Genomic DNA, 19,903 nt, shown 5'->3' with positions numbered 1-19,903 from the left:
CGCGACCATCGACGATCTCAATGAACGTGCGAAAGGCGCGAGCAAGGATGCCACCGACACATTGTCGCGCCTCACCCAGCCCCTGATGGTGACCGGTCGCATGATCTGTCCGGTGTCGAACAATGGCGCGCCGGACTGCAAGTCGGCCTCCGACAGACTGTGCCAGGCCAAGGGCTTCAAGGAAGGCAAGAGCCTCACGATGGATTCGGCGGAGCACTGCTCGGCGAAAGTGCTGATCCCCGGCAGGACGCGAAAGCCGGATGACTGCCGCACCGACAATTATGTCACCGCTGCGCTGTGCCAGTAGGGCCAAGGCTAGGACCAAGCCAAGGCCAAGGCGGATTGCCTTCTTGGTATGATGTCTGGCATCTTTAAGCCGGGATGCCGCTCCTCCCCAAAATAGTCAGAAGGATTTTTGAATGTCCATGCCTGCCTTGTTCAAGGGCCGTCTGTCGATTCCCGTGATCGGTGCACCGCTGTTCATCATTTCCGTGCCTGATCTGGTGATCGCGCAGTGCAAGGCTGGCGTCGTCGGATCATTTCCGGCGCTCAACGCCCGGCCGCCGGCGTTGCTCGACGAGTGGCTGGCGCGCATCAAGCAGGAGCTTGCCGCGCACGACAAGGCGCATCCCGATCGGCTGTCGGCGCCGTTCGCGGTGAATCAGATCGTGCATCGGTCGAACAACCGGCTCGAGCAGGATCTGGCGCTTTGCGAGAAGCACAAGGTGCCGATGATCATCACCTCGCTGGGCGCGCGGGAGGAGCTTAACCAGGCCGCGCATCGCTGGGGCGGCATCGTCTTTCACGACGTGATCAACCAGAAATTCGCGCACAAGGCGGTCGAGAAGGGCGCTGACGGCCTGATCCTGGTGTCAGCCGGCGCAGGCGGTCATGCCGGCAGAATATCGCCTTTCGCCTTCGTGGCCGAGACCCGGCAATGGTTCGACGGGCCGATCGCGCTGTCGGGAGCGATCGGCAATGGCCGCGCGATTCGCGCGGCGCGGCTGCTCGGCGCCGACTTTGCCTATATCGGCTCCGCCTTCATCGCCACGACCGAAGCCAATGCGGTGGAAGGCTACAAGCAGATGATCACCACCTCGGCGGCGGAAGACATCGTCTATTCCAATTTATTCACCGGCGTGCATGGCAATTATTTGAAGCCATCGATCGTCGCCGCCGGGATGGATCCGGACAATCTTCCGGAATCCGACGCATCGAAAATGAGCTTCGGCACCGATGCTTCGGGCGAGCGCGCCAAGCCGAAAGCCTGGAAGGAGATTTGGGGCAGCGGCCAGGGCGTCGGCAGCGTCGGCAAGGTCCTGCCGGCAGCCGAACTGATCGCGCGGTTCAAACAGGAATATGCGGAGGCGGCCGATCCCGCGCTGTGATGCTTTCCCTTCCTCTCTCAAGGTGGAGCTGCTTCGCCTGTTTCAATCGAACGGAATGCTGAACTGATGGACGCCATCTATCGCGTTGAGGGCAACCGCGTCATCACGAGTCCCCATGCGGCCGGCCCGTGGGACGCAGGGATGCAGCATGGCTCCGCGCCGGCATCGCTGGTGGTCTGGGCCGCAGAAGCGATCCTGACGCCGGTACCGATGCACGTCGCGCGCGTCACCATCGATCTGATACGGCCGGTGCCGCTGACGGAGTTGACGCTCGAGACCGAGGTGCTGCGCGAGGGACGCAAGATTCAGCTTTGCGCCATCCGGCTGCTCGCGGGGAATGTCGTCGTTGTCGGCGCGACCGTGCTCAAGATCAAGACGCAAGCATTGAAATTGCCATCGGATGTCACCGATGTCGCGGTCGAGCTTGCGGGCCCCGATCAGGCGCGTGAGGAGCAGCCGAGCTTTTCCGGCAGTCCCTTTACGTCAGGCGTCTCGATGCGCGCGGCCCGTGGTCGCTTCGGCGTGCCCGGCCCCGGCGCGATCTGGTATCGGGTCGACCGGCCGCTGGTCGAGTCCTCCCCAGTCTCGCAAGCGATGCGCGCCGTCGTTGCCGCCGATTTCTGCAACGGTACATCTGCCGTGCTGGATTTTCAGCAATGGACGTTCATCAATGCCGACCTCACCGTGAACTTTGCCCGCGAACCGGTCGGCGAATGGATCCTGCTCGATGCGGAATCCTGGATCGGTCCCGACGGCGCCGGGCTCGCGATGGCGCGGCTCGCCGACGTGAAGGGATATTTCGGCCGCGCCGTGCAAAGCCTCGTCATCGAGAAGCGGTGAGCGTCGCAGCGCGCGTATTTTCCGGATAATCTGTGATCGAGTTTCGATCGGGGTTGATCCATGCGTGCAACGCGACCCACGCTTCCCATGACCGGCGGCTGTTCATGCGGCGCCATCCGGTACGAGCTCTCATCGTTTCCGCGCCTGCTCTACAGCTGCAACTGCACCGACTGCCAGAGGGCCTCCGGCAGCGCATTCGCATTGAACATGCCGGTGCTCGCCAGAGATTTTCGTATTCTGCATGGTGAATCCAGGGGGTGGCGCCATTTGTCACCCAAGGGCGTCGAGGTCACATCGCGGTTTTGCGGTGACTGTGGCGGCAGGCTCTATGGGGAGCGAAAGGGACGCGCTGAAATTATCAACCGTCGCGCCGGCACGCTGGACGACACATCCTGGCTCGTTCCGGTCGCGCATATGTTCATGAGGAGCGCACAAGCCTGGGTGAAGCCCTTCATGAGTTCCGAATGCCATGACACCCAGCCGGCCGATTTCGCCGAGCTGATGCAGGCATGGCGTGCGATGTGGCCTGAGTTCTTCCCGCAAAAATAGTTCCATTGCCCCGGGAACCGTTTAATGCTGCGAAAGTTTGATCCCGGTTAGGGGGTCCTGATGAATTCTGTCGAAACAATAGCCACCAAGGCGAAGACCGGCATTTGGGGGCTGGACGATATTCTGTCGGGCGGGTTTTCGCGCGGCCACCTGTTCCTGGTTGAAGGCGCGCCGGGCACCGGCAAGACGACGGTGGCCCTGCAATTCCTGCTCGAAGGTGTGAAGGCCGGAGAGAAGTGCCTCTACATCACGTTATCTGAAACCGAGCGGGAGTTGCGCGACGGCGCGGCATCTCACGGCTGGTCACTGGACCATGGCATCGAGGTGTTCGAACTGTTGCCGCCGGAAAGCCTGCTCGATTCCGAACAGCAGCAGAGCCTGCTCTATTCGTCGGACCTGGAACTGGGCGAAACCACCAAGCAGATTTTCGAAGCGGTGGAACGCGCGCGGCCGAGCCGGGTGGTGCTCGACAGTCTGTCCGAGATCAGACTGTTGGCGCAAAGTTCGCTCCGGTACCGGCGGCAGATTCTGGCGATCAAGCACTACTTTGCGAGATTCAATACCACGGTGATGCTGCTCGACGACCTGACCGCCGAGCAGGCTGACAAAACCGTGCATAGCGTTGCGCACGGTGTGTTGCGTCTTGAGGAATTGGCGCCGGCCTATGGCGCGGAGCGTCGGCGTGTGCGCATCATCAAATATCGCGGCGTGAAATTTCGCGGTGGCTATCATGATGCCACCATTACGACCGGCGGGGTGAACATCTTTCCGCGGCTGGTGGCGTCCGAATATCGCAGCAACTTTACGCGCACGACGATGTCGAGCGGCATTGCCCAGTTCGACAAACTGCTGGGCGGTGGCATTGAGGCCGGATCGAGCACGTTGATTCTGGGGCCTGCGGGCACCGGGAAATCGCTTTTAGCGATCGTCTTTATCGTCGCCGCGATCGCGCGCGGCGAAAGGGCGGCGTTGTTCGTGTTTGATGAAGAACTTGGTCTGTTGTTCGCGCGCATGAAGGGCCTCGGCATCGATCTTGAGGCGATGCAGCGCGGCGGCAATTTATTCATCGATCAGGTGGATGCTGCGGAGATGTCGCCCGGAGAATTCGCACATCGCGTCCGCAAGCGGGTCGACGAGGATCAGATCAAGACCGTGGTGATCGACAGCCTCAACGGCTATCAGGCCGCGATGCCCGAGGAAAATTCGTTGATCCTGCATATGCACGAATTGCTGCAATATCTGAATCGTCGGGGCGCGGCGACCTTCATGACGGTGGCGCAGCATGGGTTGGTCGGCGATATGAAGGCGCCGGTCGATGTAACCTATCTCGCGGACACGGTGATCCTGCTGCGTTATTTCGAGGCGGTCGGCACGGTGCGGCGCGCGGTGTCGATCATCAAGAAACGCACCGGCCCGCATGAATCGACGATTCGCGAATTCCTCATTGACGGCCGCGGCCTTACCATCGGAGCCCCACTCGATGGATTCCAGGGCATATTGCGCGGCGTTCCGATTTACATCGGCGAGAACGCTCCCTTGCTCGAAGAGCAGCTCCAGTGAGACCAGGGGCTTCATCCGAGCGTGCGGTGATCCTCGCACCTATGGGACGTGACGCCTCCGTTGCCGCGGCTCTGATCAGGGAAGCCGGCTTCTACGCCAATGTGTGCGCGGATCTTGCGGCCTTGATGCACGAGATCGAAGGCGGCGCCGGCCTTGCCGTGATCGCCGATGAAGCGATCAAGACAGCCGATTTGCGCCGCCTGACGAACTGGCTGAACCAGCAACCGTCATGGTCCGACTTTCCGATCGTGCTGCTGACGCACCAGGGCGGCGGCCCCGAACGCAATCCGGATGCCGCGCGGCTGGGACAGGTGCTCGGCAATGTCACGTTCATCGAACGGCCGTTCCATCCGACCACACTGGTCAGTATTGTCGGCTCTGCCGTCAGGGGCCGCCGCCGGCAGTATCAGACCCGCGCCATTCTCGAGGACCTGACGGAGAGCGAAAGCTTGCTGCAAACCGCGCTGAACGCCGGTCGTCTCGGTGCGCTGGAATTGCATCTGCCGGAGTTTGAGCTCGAAGCCTCCGGAACCTGCAAGACGTTCTTCGGGCGCCAGCCGGAAGATTCGTTTTCCTATCAGGATCTGCTCGCGGCGGTCCATCTCGACGATCGCGCTCCGCGGCAGGAAGCGATCGACCGCTCGATCAAATCCGGCAAGGACTATAGCTTCGAATACCGCAACATCTGGCCCGACGGCTCGGTGCATTGGGTCGATGTCCGCGCGCGTGCGGTGCGCAGGCCTGACGGCAGCCTTAAATCGCTGGTCGGTGTTTCCTCCGACATTACCGCGCGCAAAACCGCTGAAATCGAACGCGAAAATTTACTGGCGCAACTGGCGGCCGAGCGCACGGCGCTGGCGGAATTGACCGCCACGCTTGAACACCGGGTCGAGCAGCGCACCGCCGATTTGATGAGGGAAGTCGCCGCGCGCGAAAAGGCGCAGGAGCAATTGCGTCAGGCGCAAAAGATGGAGACGATCGGCCAGCTCACCGGCGGCGTCGCGCATGATTTCAATAATCTGCTGATGGCTGTGATGGGCAACCTCGACCTGTTGCGCAAGCGCCTTCCCGACGATCCGCGGCTGCACCGGCTGATCAATGGCGCGTTGCAGGGCGCCGAGCGCGGTGCCTCGCTGACGCAACGTCTTCTGGCGTTCGCGCGGCAGCAGGATTTGAGAGCGGTGCCGGTCGATCTGCGTGGCCTGATCCGCGGCATGATCGATCTCCTGGAACGATCGCTGGGGCCGCGCGTGGTGCTGCGGCTGGATATCCCGGAGGGGTTGCCGATGGCGAGCATCGACCCCAACCAGCTCGAGCTCGCCATTCTAAATCTCGCAATCAACGCGCGCGACGCGATGCCGGACGGCGGTACGATCGACATCAGGATCTGCGAATATCAGGCGGTCAACGATCCCTCGCTGACGGCCGGCCGCTATCTCAGACTGTCGGTGGTCGACACTGGCGCCGGCATGACGGCGGAGATACTGAAACGGGCGGTCGAGCCGTTCTTCTCCTCAAAGCCGCTCGGGAAAGGCACCGGCCTCGGCCTGTCGATGGTGCACGGGCTTGCCGTTCAACTCGGCGGCGCGCTGCAGCTTTCGAGCATGGTGGGTAAGGGCACCACGGCGACGCTGGTGCTGCCGGTCGCGACCGCTGCGCCGGAAGCCGAAAGCGAGGCGCCGTCCGCGCAGAAGGTCAACCGCTCGGCCGTGATCCTGTTTGTCGACGACGATCCGCTGATCGCGATGTCGACCACGGAAATGCTGGAAGATCTCGGTCACCGCGTGATCGGCGCCAATTCCGGCCTGCATGCGCTCGACATCATCAAAAGCGAGCAGCAGATCGACCTGATGATGACGGACCATGTGATGCCGGGCATGACCGGTGTGGAGCTGGCTGCGGCCTCGCGGGAAGTGCGGCCATCGCTGCCGATCCTGCTCGCGACCGGTTACGCCGAACTGCCCGAAGGGGCTCAACTCGATCTGCCGCGGCTGGCGAAGCCGTATCATCAGGATCAATTGCGCGACCGGCTCGATCAGTTGCTCGGTTGAGACCGACGCCAGCTGCCAATCGGCCCTTAAGCTTGCCTTAAGCACCTTTCCCTGACGTCGGCCGGCCCCAACTTGTGAGTCTGTTGTTTCTGCGCGACAGTGAATCCGAACAATCCGTGGCGAAGACAAGCGGTGTGGCAGCGCGATGATCAACGACATGACGGCGGACGACGTGCTGAAATTGCTGAATCTTGAACCGAACGCCACCTGCGGCTTCGTTCGCGAGACCTATCGTGCGACGCAAGCGATCGCAGCGGGCGGATTGCCGGCGCCGTTCGCCGACGGCCGCCCGTTGGGTTCGGCGCTGTACTTCATGGTGACCGCCAAGGCGCCGGTGCGTCTGCACCGCATCCGCAACGATCAGCTCTATCACTATTACCTCGGCGACCCGCTCGAGGTATTGCTGCTGCGCGGACAGGGCGAGCACGTCATCGTCGGACCGGATCTGCGCGCCGGCCACCGCGTGCAGCTTCTGATTCCAGGCAACACCTTTCACACCGCGCGCATCATCGGCAGCAAGCACTGGTTTCTCGGCGCCAGCACCGAGTGGCCGGGCGTGATTCCCGCCGATGTCGAACTCGGCAAGCCGGACGTCCTGATGGCGCAATTTCCGAAAGTCGCCGCCGATATCCGCGATTATCCGCAAGCCGTCGACTAGCGGGCTCCCGCGGAAGCTATTGAAAGCGCCGCCGGCCGTTATCCCACCATCCGGTCTCGTCCGGCCCAGAAACCTGCCTTCAGCATCTTCTTGTCGACCTTGCCGACGCCGGTCATCGGCAATTCGTTCACGAACTTGATGTGCTTCGGCGCGTGCGCCGAGCCTTTGCGCATCTTGACGAGATTGATCAGTTCATCCGCATTCGGCCGGGCGCCTTCGCGCGCCACCACCACGGCGGTGACCGCCTCGCCCCATTTGTCGTCGGGCACGCCGACGACGGCGACCATCGCGACATCGGCGTGCTGGGACAGCACGTCCTCGATTTCACGTGGGAAGATATTGAATCCGCCGCTGACGATCATGTCCTTCTTGCGGTCGAGGATGAACATGTAGCCGCGCTCGTCGGCGCGCGCGATGTCGCCGGTGTGCAGCCAGCCATTCTTGAGGGTTTCCTCGGTTTGCTCAGGCCGTTTCCAGTATTGCGACATCACATGCGCCGCGCGCACGCAAATTTCGCCGGGCTCGCCGGTTTTGACTTCGTGATCCCCGTCGTCGAGAATTTTGACGTCGCAGGCGGCGATCGGAAAGCCGCAGGACAGAAATAATTCCGGCGTCTTCGGGTCGTGATCGCCCTTGCGCAGCACCGAGACCGGATAGCATTCGGTCTGCCCATAAAGCTGGGAAAACACCGGTCCGATCCGCTCGATGCCTTCGACCAGCCGGCTCGGCGACATTGCGGAGGCGCCATAGAGCAAGAGCTCGAGCGAGGAGAGATCGGTCTTGTCGAGCTCCGGATGATCCAGCAGCACATAAATCATGGTCGGCACGAACAGCGTGAAATTGATGCGCTCGCGCTCGATGGTCTTAAATATCGCGCCCGGATCGAATCCCTTGAGCATATGCACGGTGCCGCCGCGTATCAGGGTCGGCAGCACCTTGGTGCCGGCGACATGGCTGATCGGGGCGACCGCGAGATAACGCGGCGTATCCGGAATTTCGAAATCAGTCAGGATCGCGTTGGCGAAGCCGCCATATTCGCGATGATGGCGCAGCGCGCCTTTGGATTTGCCTGTCGTGCCGCCGGTGTAATTCAATGTCGCGATATCGTCGGCGCTCGCAAGACAGCGTGGCGTCGCGGTGCCCATGGCAACGACCCCGGCCAGCAAATCGATGCCGTAGCCGGCGGCGCCGAGCGTGAAGATCGCCTTGAGGTTAGGTGTCCTGGCTGAGAGGTCGCCTCCGCGATCCCGGAACGTATCGGCGTCGATGACGAGAACCTGTGCTTCCGAATCCTCGATCTGAAACAATTGATCGTCGAGCGAGCCCAGGGGATGCAGCCAGGTGATCGCGAGCCTCGACAGTTGCGCGGCGACGCCCGCGCACCAGGTATCGGCGCGGTTGGCGGTGAGGAATGCTACGCGCGTGCCGGGCGGCAGGCTGAGTTGCATGAAGACCTTCTGGATGCGGCCGATCAGTTCAGTGGCGCCGCTATAGGTAAGCGAGCCGCCTGGCCAGCTGAAGGCAGTCCGTGACGGATAACGTGCCAGCGCCCGCAACGTCTGCTCGCAGACGGTCGGAAAGGCATGGAGCAGATCAGACATGCTTCCTCCAGATGATTTGTGATCGGCCTTCGGTCGTGCCAATGTTGGCTTGACGCTAGCACACCGAAACCGCCGCGCGGAACGGCAAACGCTGGAAAACGAGATGCTGGATTCCGCCAGCCCGCTGGCACGCTTTGACGATCGTTTGAGCCTGCCGCTGATCGCGGCGCCGATGTTTCTCGTCTCGGGCGTCGACCTCGTGGTGGCGGCTTGCCGCAACGGCGTGATCGGCGCATTCCCCACGGTGAATTGCCGCAGCCCCGAACAACTTGAGAGCTGGCTTGGCGATATTGAAGGCCAGCTGCTGCGTCATTCGGAGCAGAGCGGAAAACCATCAGCTCCGATCTGTCCGAACCTGATCGTGCATCGCTCCAATGCACGGCTCCAGGCCGATCTCGCGGTGCTGCTGCGGCACCGGCCGGAGATCGTCATCACCAGCGTCGGCTCGCCGGCGGGCGTGCTCGCGCCGCTGCATGACGCCGGCGCGCTGGTGTTCGCCGATGTCGCCAGCATCCGCCACGCGGAGCGCGCGGTGGAGGCCGGCGCCGACGGTCTTGTGCTGTTGACGGCCGGCGCGGGCGGCCAGACCGGCTGGCTCAACCCGTTCGTGTTCGTGCGCGCGGTGCGGGCGTTTTTCGCCGGACCGATCGTGCTGGCGGGCGGCATCGGCGACGGCCATGCGCTGCGCGCGGCGCAAGCGCTCGGCTGCGACCTAGCCTATATGGGCACCAAATTCATCGCCACCCGCGAAAGCATGGCCGATCCCAGGTACAAGCAGATGCTGGTCGAAAGCAGTGCCGACGACATCCTTCTGACCACGGCCTTTACCGGCCTGCAGACCAACATGCTCCGGCCCTCCATCGCGGCCGCCGGTCTCGACCCCGACGACCTGCCGCAACGCGGGGCGATCGATATCGGCAAGGATATCGACGTCGGCGCGCGCGAAAACCGGCCGGCACGCTGGCGCGATATCTGGAGCGCGGGCCATGCCACTTCAGGCGTCACCGGGGTGCTGTCGGTCGACGACCTCGTCGCGCGCACAACCGCGGAATACAGGGCTACCGGGCCGCAATTGCAGCCGTGATTCCGGCCTTAACGCGCCGTTAACCATTCTCGCCCCAACAATCATTTCCGACGCCGCGCGCTGCTTCCGCGGGGGCAGCGCCCGGGATCGCCGTTGAAGGGGAGATGCGCGATGGATTTCGAGACGTTCTTTGCAAAAACGCCTGCAACCCTCGACGAGATCAGGACCCGCGTCGCCTATGCGCTCGAGCGGCACCCTTTGTGCCGCAACGTGCGGTTCGACATCGTCAGCACCCCCCGCACCCGTAAGGGCGGCAACTGGACCATCAGCCTGCAGTCGGTCGCGCCCGACGCTCTGTGGGAAGCGTCGGATATCGTCGCCGACATCCAGGAAGCCTACGAGCTCGCGGCCTGATTTTGGGCTCCTGACTGGTCCGCCGCACAGGGATTGGCGGCCCGCGCCGCCGGGGAGGCACGGTTAAGCCTTAATTATTACTCAGTTTTCGGGAAATTGACTGTGGTTCGTCGACGGAAACGGAGAATTGCTTGACGCGGGCAATGACGATCATTGTGCTGACCTGTTTACTCGTCGTCGGCGCGGCGGCCACCAGCATTCTCGGCCGCAACAGCGTGCCGGCAGCCGGGCCGCAGTACGTTTCCCAAGTCGTCGAAAAGCTGGTCCCGAACCGGGAAGCCAAGAAGGACAGACTGGCGGTGGCGACCTTTGCGCTGGCGTCGCTGGAACCGCCGCAATCCGCCGCCGATCCGAACGAGTCGCTGCGGCAGGCCTTTGCCTCCAGCGCCCCGGTCAATATCGAGGTGCCCCAGATTACAGGCCCGGTTGCGGCACCGCCAACGACGCCGCCAAAGCCAAAATTCGCTGACAAGCCGGCGCCGCAAAAGCCCTACGCGCTGCTCAGCGATGCACAGATCGCCGGCATCAAGGACCGCCTCCAGCTTTCGCCGGATCAGGAATCCTATTGGCCGGCGGTGGAAAGCGCGCTGCGCGCCGTGGCCCGCAAGATCCATGCGAACCGCCAGGCCGATGCGCATGCGACCGGCACGCCGATCGATCCGGACTCCGAGGAGGTCCAGCAGTTGAAATCGGCCGCGATGCCGCTGTTGTTTCAGCTGCGCGAAGACCAGAAACGTGAAGTGCGCTCGCTCGCCCGCCTGATCGGGCTGGAAAAAGTCGCCGCGATGATTTGATGTCGAGGGCGCCGATCGCTTAAAGCGATTGGCTCGGCGCGGCGAGGCCGCGGTGTCCCGTGCAATGCGCGATCAGCCGCTCGATGAAGCCGGCGCAATTCATCAGTTCAGACTGCGCCACGAACTCGTCCGGCTTGTGCGCCTGGACGATCGAGCCCGGCCCGATAACCACGGTCGGGATGTCGGCGATGCTGACGAACAGTCCGGCTTCGGTGCCGAAGCTGACCTTGCCATGGCTGTTTCGGCCGGCCAGTTGCTTGGCCAGCGTCACCAGCGCGTGCTCCGGCCGCATGTCGAGCGCGGGATATTCAAGGATCTCCTCAAAGTCGATTCCGCAGCTCGGCTCCGTCTGCCGCATCGCAGGTTCGATCCCGGCTTTCGCCCAGGCGACGACCGCGTCGGTCACCGATTTGGACTCGCTTATCCCCAATCCGCGGACTTCGAATTCCATGACGCAACGATCGGGCACGATGTTCAGCGCGGTGCCGCCCTGCACGATGCTCGTCAGCATCGTCGTATGCGGCATGTCATACAGCTCGTCGCGCGGCCAGGGAAAATGTGACACCAGCGCTGATCGCGCTCGCGTGGCTGTTTCAGCGCTCGCCTGTCATCATTCCAATCCCCGGCACCTCCTCGCTGAAGCATCTTGAGGAGAACGCGGAAGCCTGCCGTGTCGCGCTGTCGGCGCAGGACATGGCCGTGCTGGATAAACTCTCTAACAGGCTGTTGAAGAAGTCTCTGGCGAAGCGTTTTGGATCGTGATTCCCTAGGACAGGATTTTGCTGAGGTGACGCGATGCGGGGAAGTGACGAAGGGTCTGGCTCGCTTTTCAGTTATGTGGACCTGGAGGCTCGGGTTCGCGCCGACCACCCGCTCCGGGTGATTAGGGACTTGGCGAATGCGGCGCTGGGCGATCTTTCTGGGGAGTTCGGCAAGCTCTACACGGACTTCGGCCGCCCCTCGATTGCACCGGAGAAGTTGCTTCGGGCGATGCTCCTGCAGGCGTTCTATGGGGTTCGCTCGGAACGGCACCTGATGGAGCGGATGGAGTTCGATCTTCTGTTCCGCTGGTTCGTTGGGCTTGGGGTGGACGATGCGGTCTGGGACCATTCGACCTTCTCGAAGAACCGCGATCGGCTGCTTGAGGGCGAGATTGCGGCCAAGTTCCTGAGCGCGCTTTTGGCGCAGCCGAAGGTCAAGCGTCTGCTATCGAGCGATCACTTCTCGGTGGACGGTACTCTGATTGAAGCTTGGGCTTCGATCAAGAGCTTCCGACGGAAGGATGGCAGCGACAAAGATCAGGACGGTCCGGGACGCAATGCCGAGCGTAGCTTCCACAAGGAAAAGCGATCCAACGAGACCCATGCGAGCACGACCGATCCTGAAGCGCGGCTTTACAAGAAGGGAGACGGCCAGCCGGCCAAGCTGAGCTATATGGGCCATGCGCTGATGGAGAACCGCAATGGTTTAGCGGTTTTGGGTGAAGTGAGCCAAGCGACAGGCACCGCCGAACGGGAGATTGCGCTTGCCATGATCGACAAGCGCGGTGGCGCCAAGCGGATCACGGTGGGGGCGGATAAGGCCTATGACGTCACGCCGTTCGTGCACGACCTGAGATATAGATCGGTTACGCCGCATATCGCGATCGACGGACATCTGAGTAAGACCGGCAAGCGGCGCAAGACGGCGATCGACGCGCGTACCACACGTCACAGCGGCTATGACATCAGCCAGCGTTGCCGCAAACGCATCGAAGAAGTCTTCGGCTGGATCAAGAGTTCCGCTGGTCTGGCCAAGGTCAAGCTACGAGGCCGCGACCGGGTGGATGCCGTCTTCGTCCTGGCGCTTGCGGCCTATAATCTGATCCGGCTGCCCAAGCTTCTGGCGGCACCGGCATGAGCATCCGGGGCAGATGGCGGGTCGTCGAGACACCAGGCTACGACATGGCCGTGGCCGGCGCCTACATCCTGTTCGATGAGGACGGCGGCGAGTTCGCCTTCGATTGCCTCACGGGCTCCATTCATGGACCCTGTGACGGCGATGCCGTCCAGTTCGGCTGGCAGGGAAACGACGAAATGGAGCCTGCCAATGGTGACGGTTGGGCCGAACTGCGGGATGACGGCTCACTCGAAGGTGAAATCTGCCTCCTCAATGGCGACGACATCCCGTTCATCGCACGTCGTTCAAAGACTTCTTCAACGGCCTGCTAAAGCGTAGCCGCGCGCAACGGCTCCTACTTGAGGCCAAAACCCTTCGACAGCACCTTGCGCCAGGCCCAATCCGGCAAAAGTCGAAGCATGCGCAAGGCCGGCACTGCATCTGTAGCGGCGTAGCGCAGGCGGTCGCTGTTGTCCTTGGTAGCAGCCAGGATCACTTCGGCGACGCGTTCGGGAGGTGCTGCCTTTTCAGCTCCGGTAATCATCGTCTGCCGTACATCGTCCGCAGCGGAAGAATAGGCAGGGTGGCTCGCCCAAAGATGAGAGAATTTGGTGCGAGCCCCACCAGGTTCGATCAACTTCACGCGGATGCTGAATGGGCGAAGTTCGTAGTAAAGGGCTTCGGTCAAGCCTTCGACCGCGAACTTTGCGGCGCAATAGGGCGCAAGGAACGGAATGCCAGCGCGGCCGGCAAGCGAAGTGACGTTGATGATTAACCCCTTGCCGTGGGATCGCATATGCGCCGCTGCCGCCTGACATACGGCCGCGACTCCGACCACGTTGACCTCAAGATGCTCGCGCAACTGGTCAAGGCTCACAGCTTCCAAAGGGCCGCCTAGACCGATCCCGGCGTTGTTGACGACAAGGTCGATCGCGGAGAACTGGCTCGACGCAGCTTCAAAGGCCGTCGCAATGGACTGGGTGTCGGTCAGGTCGAGACGAACTCTCAGGAGGCGAGGATTTTCGACCCCGCGCAACACCGTTGCCGGATCGCGCGCGGTTGCGACGACGTTCCAGCCATCGGCGAGGAGTGCCTTGGCAGCAGCCTCACCGATGCCGCTGGACGTCCCGGTTATCAGAACTGTGTGCATTTTGTCGTTTGGTATTCGTTCATTGATGTAACCGGGCTTAGGCAGACAACAGGCGCTTTTTGGCTCGGGCTTCGCTGACGGTTAGCCAGATGGCGGAGATGAGAAAGTAAAAAGCGCCAAATGCAGCATAAGGAGCGATATCGGTGATGCTAGGGACGGCTGGAGCGGTCGCCTGTTTGATGAACACGACGCCGACGATTGCGGACTGAGCACCAGCCAGGATCATCGCCCATTGAGCGCCGTAGGTCCGCCAGCGGCGAACGCCAGTGATCAACTGGAACAAGCCTGCCAGCACGGCCCACGCACCGAACACACCGAGGACCGTATTCATGCTTGTACCAATCGTCAGCGCGACAGCGACGCCAGCGATCACACTGATAACGACGTTAAGCGCTTGGCTGGAGTTGTTGATAAGGCCGCCGTTGCGCTGGGCGTCGACAAAATTCGCGGCCGCGTCCCACAGCGGATAGGCGACAAGGAGTGCGGTGGCAATCGGCGGCATTGCTTTGCCAACGGTGAAGGCGCTCGCGACCCAAGCCACGGCAACGCCGGCACGCACGAAATAATAAGACTTCAACCAATGGGAAACGGACCCCTGGTTGGATTGCTGGACGGTTGAATGGCTCATGGTCAGTTTCCTTTGTTGGTGATCGGACATGGTGATGTCCCGCAAATGACGGTCAGGCCCAGGTGAACCGCTCGAAAGCGTGTGATGAAAGCCGGAAGATCAGCATAATTCGATCTTGAAGTCTTCAAGTGGCAAGCGCTTTCGGCATTCAATCAAAAACTGCGATTTTCGCTGTCTCATCTTGCATTCACGCGGTAGAATGATGCGTTCTAATATGAAATTTGGCCATGACTGAAATACTGGAAAATTTGACCGTTCGTCCGGCCTTGGCTGAGGGCGATGACACCTCGATCGACCTTTTGTCTCATGTGCTGTCGCAAATTCAGCTCACGGGAGACCGGGTTTATTCAACCGCGCTCAAAAAGAAGGGCCGGCTAGGGCTGCAAAGCGATGCGGCGTATGTGTGCGTCGTCACCAAGGGCGCTCTTCGCTTAGAGCAAGACGGCCGCACGGCGGTCATAATTGATACGGGCGACCTTGTCCTGCTGCCGCGCGGCGCAGGCGGCTTACGCTTCACGGCCTCGGATACCTCAACGACCGTTATCCTTTGTCGCTTCAGGTTCGATCCTGACAGCCTTCGGGGCATGATTTTCGCTCTGCCTCAATGCATCCAGATTCGGCAGAAGGAGAGCGCCAGCTGGCTCGAAGGCATCGTGCATTTCATGATGGTCGAGGCTGGCGACGTCCAGCCAGGTGCCGCCTTGATGATTTCCCGGCTCATCGACCTGGTGGTCATCCGGGCGTTGCGCACCTGGGTTCATCAGGGAAATACGTCGGGATGGCTTGGAGGACTTTCGGACCCGAGGATCGCGACGACGCTGAAAGCCATTCATGAGCGCCCCATGCAACGCTGGAGCATCGAGGCCCTTGCTGGCATCGCAGGAATGTCCCGTTCGAGCTTTTGTGAGCGTTTCACCGCCTTGGTGGGCCGTTCCCCGCTGCGCTACCACAATGAATGGCGCTTGGCGCTGGCGCGGGGCCTTCTGGCCAAGCGCGGCGCGCGGGTCGGCGAGGTCGGCCTGAGTATCGGTTACGAGTCGGAGGCGGCTTTTAGCCGGGCCTACAAGGGTCTATTCGGCCATTCACCGCGTGATGAATTTAAGCTGCGCAACGGTACAGGCGTTTAGGCGCGAATACGCGCCGAATTTTGCTCCTGGCTTTGCCAGATTCTTACAAACGAAGAGAAATCACGATTGGAGCCAGTCTGTGGGGGCGCCTGTTGCGGGCCCGGGATTTGAACCTATCAATCTGATTGTCGTTGCGTAGCTGATCCCTTTTACCGCTGCTCTCGTTATGGCGCGCAACGCATGAGCGGGCGATCGAATCCGCCGATCTTGCGCCCACGTTGTACGAGACTTGGTGGGCTGCGATGGCTTCGTATTGTCAGCAGACAATCGAGATTCGCATCGATGATGTTGGCGCGCCCGGGAGGATGAAAGTGGGAACTCCTGTGTCATTGGTTTTTCGATTGATTAGGCCCTTTCAATCGTCGAGCAGCGGCCGCGACCGAGGATCTTTGCTTCTCAAGGGCGGTTTTCACCGCCCTTGAGCTTGCCTTTAGGCCTAAGACTTGGGGGCGACCTTAAGCCCCTGTTATATGAAACGACCCAAACCCGGCTTCATGATCCGGCTTGCGTCTTTGTAGTTAGGGTCGATCTGGCACAGATCAGACGATTTGTAGGCGTTCAGTGCTGTCCGTCTCGCGTCCTCCAACGACTTCCCGGACGTGTAGGTGCTGGTGGAATCGCCCCTGTCACGCTGGTTGTCCCGATCGAGCACTGGCATCTGTTACCGCAGTGAAGGCTGGCAACGCACCGGACCTCTCGGCATACGGCACGCCGGTCGAGACGATCGGGCCGGTGCATCCGGTCGCACCGTTGAATGAGCCAACGACTAAGCATTGGCCGGCTTACGTGTGCGCTGAGATACGGCGAACGAAGAACGTTGTTATTTCAGGCCAGCGCCCGGCTGATCGGGGGATGACCCGCCTTGGACTCCTGATGCTGGAAGGGCTTCATTGCGGCATCGACGTCAGCAAGAAGATGGCCGCCGATCAAGCCCTTCTCGAGGATGCGCAGCGGAAGGCTGACCGGGATTATGAGGAGAGCATGGCTGCGGCACAGCGTGCGGCATCTCGACTTGAGGAGCCGATCATCGTGCAGGTCCCACAAGCCGTGCCGGAACCGGCAGCTCCTGCTCCACCGCCAACCCTGAATTGCTTCACCACTCGGTTGGGAGGTGGCATGTCGACCACGACTTGCCAATAACCCCCGCTCAGCCAAGACTTCGCGCGCCCAATCTGACAGCATGATCCGGCCCGTGCCGCTTCGTTGCAGGATGTCCATCGTGGTCAGCGAGCCAGCTATGTTGTGAAATTTCCGGAGCCGGGCGAGTAGCCCGAATTGGTCGCGAGTTCTTCGCGCGCCTGATCTCCGTCAACTTGCATCGCCTCATACTCGACATTGAGCGCGAGCCTGCCGGGACCAGGAACAATCGTCCCCCGAGCGTCGGTAGGCTTCCTACAATATTATTGAGGTTGCCTGAGCCCGGTCGATATGAGCCACGGAGAGCCCAATGATCCTTGAGACCTACACGCGGGTGTTCGTCGATGCGGACGCGCTGGATCGCAGCATTTCTTTCTACAAGGCTCTGCTGTCCGGCAAGCAGACTTTGCGCTTCAGCTATCCCGAGACAGGGCTGGAGCTGGCCGCCGTCTCGTCATCGCACTTGTCCGTGCTGATCATTCGGGTCCACCTGAGAAGCGCGCACCGTTCGAGGCGACGCGGCTGACCATCAAGGTCGATACGCTGGAGCCGTTCCTTGAAACCCTGAAGGAGGCTGGTGCCGAGCAGTTGGAGCCAGTTCAGCCGACGCCGGTGGGGCGGAAGACCCGCTTCCGGCACGCGGATGGGCTCGTTGCGGAATATGTCGATGATACGACCTCCGGGACGTCTTGAACGGCGAGATTGGTCAGATCGGCCGGCCGTCGAGGCGCTCCTTAATGCGATCGAACAGGTAGATCAGCCCGGCGGCCGCCGCGCCGTCTTGCGATCGCCGCCCGGGTATTTTAGAGCCACGCGTTCATCCAGTCTCAGGGAAATTGGATCCGCAAAGCCGGCGGACTAGAGGTCGATCAAGCCGCCGTCGACGAACAATTCAGCGCCGGTGGTATAGGTCGCATCGGCGGCAAGGTAGAGCGCCGCGGCGGCGACTTCGGCTGCGGTACCAGTGCGGCCGAGCGGAATGCGGGTCTTGGCACCCTCGATGAAGTTGTCCTTCTGAGCTGGCGTGAGGCCGCCTTTGTCGAGGATCGGGGTGACGATCGGACCGGGGCTGATGGTGTTGACCCGGATGCCGCGCGGCGTCAGCTCCTTGGCGATCGTGCGGCCGAACGAACGTAGCGCCGCCTTGGTCGAGCCGTAGATTGTGCTGCCTCCCAGGCCGCCGTTCGCGCCGGCCACCGAAGCGGTCAGGATGATCGCGCCGCCGTCCGGAATGATCGGGATGGCGTGCTTGATCAGGAAGAATGCGCCCTTGACGTTGATGTTGAACTGGCTGTCGTAGAAGGCCTCGTCGACCTGCTCGATCGGCGAGAACTTGGCGATGCCGGCGTTGACGAACAGGACGTCGATGCGGCCGTGTTTGGCGTTGACCTGATCGACCAGGGCCTTGGTCGCGGCCACGTTGCTCGCGTCCGAGAGCAAAACCTCGATCCTGGGGAGTGCCGCCTTGGCGGCTTCTACCGAGCGCTTGCTGGAGCCGGTAACGACCACCGTCGCGCCTTCGGATTGAAAGAGTTTGGCGGTCTCCGCACCGATGCCGCTGGTGCCTCCGCTGATGAGAGCGATCTTGCCGTCGAGCTTGGCCATGAAGGTTTCCTGATGATAGGTTGCCGTGATCGAGAGATGGGGCGGCGCGCGGCGCGGGCAAGGGCGCTAGCGTCCGCGTTTTTCCGAGCACGCTGCCTAGGGGCACCTGACTCAAATTCATTTGACGCATGGAGTCATGACGCAGCCATTCTGACGCAGCGAGACGCCAAACGGCGTTTTCAGCTTCGATTCCGGGGGCCATCCCTCGTGGAAGAAGTGCCTCAGTTGCGTCAAATTTTATTGACGCGCTGAGTCATGATGCAGCACATTTGATGCACCTGACGCGGCAGGCGCTTCGCCGGCCGATTGGGCATGGAGCCACGCCGATCCACCAAGAGGTGCGTCATGAGTCACCCTGATTCATGAGTCGGCCGATGCACCGCTTGTGCCTAGGGTTGGTACTACGGACACTGCCGGCGGTCGCCAGCAAGGTCGTAATCTTTCGATCGGTCAATCCGACGTATTGGAGTCGAACAGGGATGCGCTGATGCTCATGGCATGCTCCCGAGCATGCCTGGAGAACGGTTCGGGCAAACGGCATCAATGCTGATCTCGATACGGAGACGCCATAATAAGCGTCGATCCTTTCCCCGAACTTCATCGGGATGACGGGCACCCCATCCGGCGCGGCGCCGGTTGCGGGTGGGATGAAGAGCAGCCGCTCGACCTTGCCGATCTCGGCTCGGCTTGAGGTCGCACGCCTAAGGTGCCCTCAAAACTCCTATGATGCCCCACTACGGGAGAGGGACACCTTGGCAATTCGGGCACCTTTGCAGCGTCGTCCCGTCGTGGGCTAACATCGTCCGATCTCCCGGAGGTCTGGGGCACATTGGAAGAAGCGTCCGGAACGAAAGCGTCCCTGGACTGCGCGCAGGGCCACTCGCCAAATCGGTGGCGGAGTGTGGTCCGTTCGTAAAGTGGCACTGGCGATGTCTGGCTGGACGGCGATCAGAAGGCCTTAAAAGTGGAATTAAGAAGTGAGTTTCGCTATTCGCGAGCCTAAATTCCTACCAATGGCCTCTACGGCGACCCCAGTATCCGCCGCCGCCAAATAACAGCACAACAATAACTACGATGAGGATCAATTCCATACGGAGCCTCCTTTGATATAACGACTTCAGATGACGAACAATCCATCGGGGACTAAGTTCCGTCTCCCCTTGGGTTGGGACGGTGCAGCAAAGGCTATGCGGACGAACTGGTGGCGGCACTGAGTCGTGTCGTTAGCAATTTCGAGAAGGCCCGGGGGGCGATTTGCTTAATGACTGATCGGAGCCACAGCACTGGAACTCGCGGGCCGATACCGCATTGATCATCACTAATTCGCAAGGCGGCTTAGGAGGATCCATGCCGCGTTTCGCTGTTTTGCTAGCGATACCTCTGCTTGTGCTCTCTTGTTCTCCTCAGGAGGAAACCACGGGCTCGACTAATAAGTGCGCGAACAACCTTTATGGCTCATACAATCCCAAGGACCGGGATCAATGTATGGACGTTTGCAT

At 61.4% G+C, this 19,903-nt stretch carries 18 protein-coding genes and 3 pseudogenes; 15 read left to right on the top strand and 6 right to left on the bottom strand.

Annotated features, from left to right (window positions below; all coding sequences use genetic code 11):
- Nucleotides 1–58 precede the first annotated feature (58 nt).
- The 7 genes and pseudogenes from BLV09_RS21740 to BLV09_RS21710 all read left to right on the top strand — a co-directional run.
- A pseudogene (locus BLV09_RS21740) lies at nt 59–307 on the top strand (hypothetical protein); the annotation flags it as partial.
- A gap of 112 nt (nt 308–419) precedes the next feature.
- Nucleotides 420–1,388, top strand: a complete 969-nt coding sequence (locus BLV09_RS21735; RefSeq protein ID WP_146688849.1) for an NAD(P)H-dependent flavin oxidoreductase — start codon at nt 420–422, stop codon at nt 1,386–1,388.
- A gap of 66 nt (nt 1,389–1,454) precedes the next feature.
- Nucleotides 1,455–2,228 carry a thioesterase family protein gene (locus BLV09_RS21730; RefSeq protein ID WP_146688848.1) on the top strand — a complete coding sequence of 258 codons (774 nt, stop codon included), beginning with the start codon at nt 1,455–1,457 and terminating at the stop codon, nt 2,226–2,228.
- A 60-nt stretch (nt 2,229–2,288) separates the two neighbouring features.
- Nucleotides 2,289–2,777: a GFA family protein gene (locus tag BLV09_RS21725; protein WP_167558845.1), complete on the top strand. Its 489-nt coding sequence runs from the start codon at nt 2,289–2,291 to the stop codon at nt 2,775–2,777.
- 60 nt (nt 2,778–2,837) lie between these two features.
- Nucleotides 2,838–4,337 (top strand): ATPase domain-containing protein, encoded by a 1,500-nt coding sequence (locus BLV09_RS21720; protein WP_197684973.1) that lies wholly within the window; start codon nt 2,838–2,840, stop codon nt 4,335–4,337.
- 26 nt (nt 4,338–4,363) lie between these two features.
- Complete coding sequence (locus BLV09_RS21715) at nt 4,364–6,388, top strand: hybrid sensor histidine kinase/response regulator (RefSeq protein ID WP_244548780.1); 2,025 nt, start codon at nt 4,364–4,366, stop codon at nt 6,386–6,388.
- A 145-nt stretch (nt 6,389–6,533) separates the two neighbouring features.
- The gene (locus tag BLV09_RS21710) at nt 6,534–7,046 is read left to right on the top strand and encodes a cupin domain-containing protein (protein ID WP_167558844.1); all 513 of its coding nucleotides are present in this window, start codon (nt 6,534–6,536) and stop codon (nt 7,044–7,046) included.
- A 38-nt stretch (nt 7,047–7,084) separates the two neighbouring features.
- Here the strand turns inward: BLV09_RS21710 and BLV09_RS21705 are convergent, their stop codons facing one another.
- A complete protein-coding gene (locus tag BLV09_RS21705; protein ID WP_146688844.1) occupies nt 7,085–8,647 on the bottom strand; it encodes an AMP-binding protein in 1,563 nt (520 codons plus the stop codon).
- Between the two features lie 103 nt (nt 8,648–8,750).
- Here BLV09_RS21705 and BLV09_RS21700 point away from each other — a divergent pair, with 103 nt between their 5' ends.
- The 3 genes from BLV09_RS21700 to BLV09_RS21690 all read left to right on the top strand — a co-directional run bounded on the left by BLV09_RS21700 (nt 8,751) and on the right by BLV09_RS21690 (nt 10,879).
- Complete coding sequence (locus BLV09_RS21700) at nt 8,751–9,731, top strand: NAD(P)H-dependent flavin oxidoreductase (RefSeq protein WP_146688843.1); 981 nt, start codon at nt 8,751–8,753, stop codon at nt 9,729–9,731.
- Nucleotides 9,732–9,842: 111 nt separating this feature from the next.
- A complete protein-coding gene (locus tag BLV09_RS21695) occupies nt 9,843–10,085 on the top strand; it encodes a hypothetical protein (RefSeq protein WP_146688842.1) in 243 nt (80 codons plus the stop codon).
- Nucleotides 10,086–10,216: 131 nt separating this feature from the next.
- A complete protein-coding gene (locus BLV09_RS21690) occupies nt 10,217–10,879 on the top strand; it encodes a hypothetical protein (RefSeq protein WP_146688841.1) in 663 nt (220 codons plus the stop codon).
- A gap of 19 nt (nt 10,880–10,898) precedes the next feature.
- Here the strand turns inward: BLV09_RS21690 and BLV09_RS21685 are convergent.
- Nucleotides 10,899–11,420, bottom strand: a pseudogene (locus BLV09_RS21685) (M20/M25/M40 family metallo-hydrolase); the annotation flags it as partial.
- A gap of 23 nt (nt 11,421–11,443) precedes the next feature.
- On the opposite strand from BLV09_RS21685, the pseudogene BLV09_RS21680 reads away from it, so the two are divergent.
- The 3 genes and pseudogenes from BLV09_RS21680 to BLV09_RS21670 all read left to right on the top strand — a co-directional run.
- A pseudogene (locus BLV09_RS21680) lies at nt 11,444–11,641 on the top strand (aldo/keto reductase); the annotation flags it as partial.
- Nucleotides 11,642–11,674: 33 nt separating this feature from the next.
- Nucleotides 11,675–12,778 (top strand): IS5 family transposase, encoded by a 1,104-nt coding sequence (locus BLV09_RS21675; RefSeq protein ID WP_100385826.1) that lies wholly within the window; start codon nt 11,675–11,677, stop codon nt 12,776–12,778.
- A complete protein-coding gene (locus tag BLV09_RS21670) occupies nt 12,775–13,089 on the top strand; it encodes a hypothetical protein (RefSeq protein WP_100381136.1) in 315 nt (104 codons plus the stop codon). Before BLV09_RS21675 ends, BLV09_RS21670 begins: the two co-directional genes overlap by 4 nt.
- Before the next feature lie 23 nt (nt 13,090–13,112).
- Here the strand turns inward: BLV09_RS21670 and BLV09_RS21665 are convergent, their stop codons facing one another.
- Both BLV09_RS21665 and BLV09_RS21660 read right to left on the bottom strand, forming a co-directional pair.
- Nucleotides 13,113–13,907: an SDR family oxidoreductase gene (locus BLV09_RS21665; protein ID WP_197684972.1), complete on the bottom strand. Its 795-nt coding sequence runs from the start codon at nt 13,905–13,907 to the stop codon at nt 13,113–13,115.
- A gap of 37 nt (nt 13,908–13,944) precedes the next feature.
- The gene (locus BLV09_RS21660; protein ID WP_146688839.1) at nt 13,945–14,535 is read right to left on the bottom strand and encodes a DUF308 domain-containing protein; all 591 of its coding nucleotides are present in this window, start codon (nt 14,533–14,535) and stop codon (nt 13,945–13,947) included.
- Between the two features lie 227 nt (nt 14,536–14,762).
- On the opposite strand from BLV09_RS21660, the gene BLV09_RS21655 reads away from it, so the two are divergent.
- Entirely contained in the window at nt 14,763–15,662 is a 900-nt protein-coding gene (locus tag BLV09_RS21655; protein WP_146688838.1) for an AraC family transcriptional regulator, read from the top strand.
- Between the two features lie 825 nt (nt 15,663–16,487).
- Here BLV09_RS21655 and BLV09_RS21650 read toward each other — a convergent pair.
- A complete protein-coding gene (locus tag BLV09_RS21650) occupies nt 16,488–16,880 on the bottom strand; it encodes a hypothetical protein (protein ID WP_146688837.1) in 393 nt (130 codons plus the stop codon).
- A 229-nt stretch (nt 16,881–17,109) separates the two neighbouring features.
- Here BLV09_RS21650 and BLV09_RS21645 point away from each other — a divergent pair, with 229 nt between their 5' ends.
- A complete protein-coding gene (locus tag BLV09_RS21645; RefSeq protein ID WP_146688836.1) occupies nt 17,110–17,325 on the top strand; it encodes a hypothetical protein in 216 nt (71 codons plus the stop codon).
- A gap of 332 nt (nt 17,326–17,657) precedes the next feature.
- Here BLV09_RS21645 and BLV09_RS21640 read toward each other — a convergent pair whose 3' ends face one another.
- Nucleotides 17,658–18,404 carry an SDR family oxidoreductase gene (locus BLV09_RS21640; RefSeq protein WP_100384379.1) on the bottom strand — a complete coding sequence of 249 codons (747 nt, stop codon included), beginning with the start codon at nt 18,402–18,404 and terminating at the stop codon, nt 17,658–17,660.
- Between the last annotated feature and the right edge of the window lie 1,499 nt (nt 18,405–19,903).

It is taken from the genome of Bradyrhizobium canariense (assembly GCF_900105125.1).
GTDB classification, from domain to species: Bacteria; Pseudomonadota; Alphaproteobacteria; order Rhizobiales; family Xanthobacteraceae; genus Bradyrhizobium; species Bradyrhizobium canariense_A.
This window is presented reverse-complemented; position numbering and strand designations above follow the sequence as displayed.

Excerpts from the sequence above, each read along its gene's own strand:
- BLV09_RS21705 (WP_146688844.1), bottom strand. The coding sequence starts at position 8,647 with ATGTCTGATCTGCTCCATGCCTTTCCGACCGTCTGCGAGCAGACGTTG.
- BLV09_RS21660 (WP_146688839.1), bottom strand. The coding sequence starts at position 14,535 with ATGAGCCATTCAACCGTCCAGCAATCCAACCAGGGGTCCGTTTCCCAT.
- BLV09_RS21735 (WP_146688849.1), top strand. The coding sequence starts at position 420 with ATGTCCATGCCTGCCTTGTTCAAGGGCCGTCTGTCGATTCCCGTGATC.
- BLV09_RS21670 (WP_100381136.1), top strand. The coding sequence starts at position 12,775 with ATGAGCATCCGGGGCAGATGGCGGGTCGTCGAGACACCAGGCTACGAC.
- BLV09_RS21725 (WP_167558845.1), top strand. The coding sequence starts at position 2,289 with ATGCGTGCAACGCGACCCACGCTTCCCATGACCGGCGGCTGTTCATGC.
- BLV09_RS21650 (WP_146688837.1), bottom strand. The coding sequence starts at position 16,880 with ATGGACATCCTGCAACGAAGCGGCACGGGCCGGATCATGCTGTCAGAT.
- BLV09_RS21695 (WP_146688842.1), top strand. The coding sequence starts at position 9,843 with ATGGATTTCGAGACGTTCTTTGCAAAAACGCCTGCAACCCTCGACGAG.
- BLV09_RS21710 (WP_167558844.1), top strand. The coding sequence starts at position 6,534 with ATGATCAACGACATGACGGCGGACGACGTGCTGAAATTGCTGAATCTT.
- BLV09_RS21730 (WP_146688848.1), top strand. The coding sequence starts at position 1,455 with ATGGACGCCATCTATCGCGTTGAGGGCAACCGCGTCATCACGAGTCCC.
- BLV09_RS21720 (WP_197684973.1), top strand. The coding sequence starts at position 2,838 with ATGAATTCTGTCGAAACAATAGCCACCAAGGCGAAGACCGGCATTTGG.
- BLV09_RS21700 (WP_146688843.1), top strand. The coding sequence starts at position 8,751 with ATGCTGGATTCCGCCAGCCCGCTGGCACGCTTTGACGATCGTTTGAGC.
- BLV09_RS21640 (WP_100384379.1), bottom strand. The coding sequence starts at position 18,404 with ATGGCCAAGCTCGACGGCAAGATCGCTCTCATCAGCGGAGGCACCAGC.
- BLV09_RS21665 (WP_197684972.1), bottom strand. The coding sequence starts at position 13,907 with ATGCACACAGTTCTGATAACCGGGACGTCCAGCGGCATCGGTGAGGCT.
- BLV09_RS21645 (WP_146688836.1), top strand. The coding sequence starts at position 17,110 with ATGATCCTTGAGACCTACACGCGGGTGTTCGTCGATGCGGACGCGCTG.
- BLV09_RS21655 (WP_146688838.1), top strand. The coding sequence starts at position 14,763 with ATGACTGAAATACTGGAAAATTTGACCGTTCGTCCGGCCTTGGCTGAG.
- BLV09_RS21675 (WP_100385826.1), top strand. The coding sequence starts at position 11,675 with ATGCGGGGAAGTGACGAAGGGTCTGGCTCGCTTTTCAGTTATGTGGAC.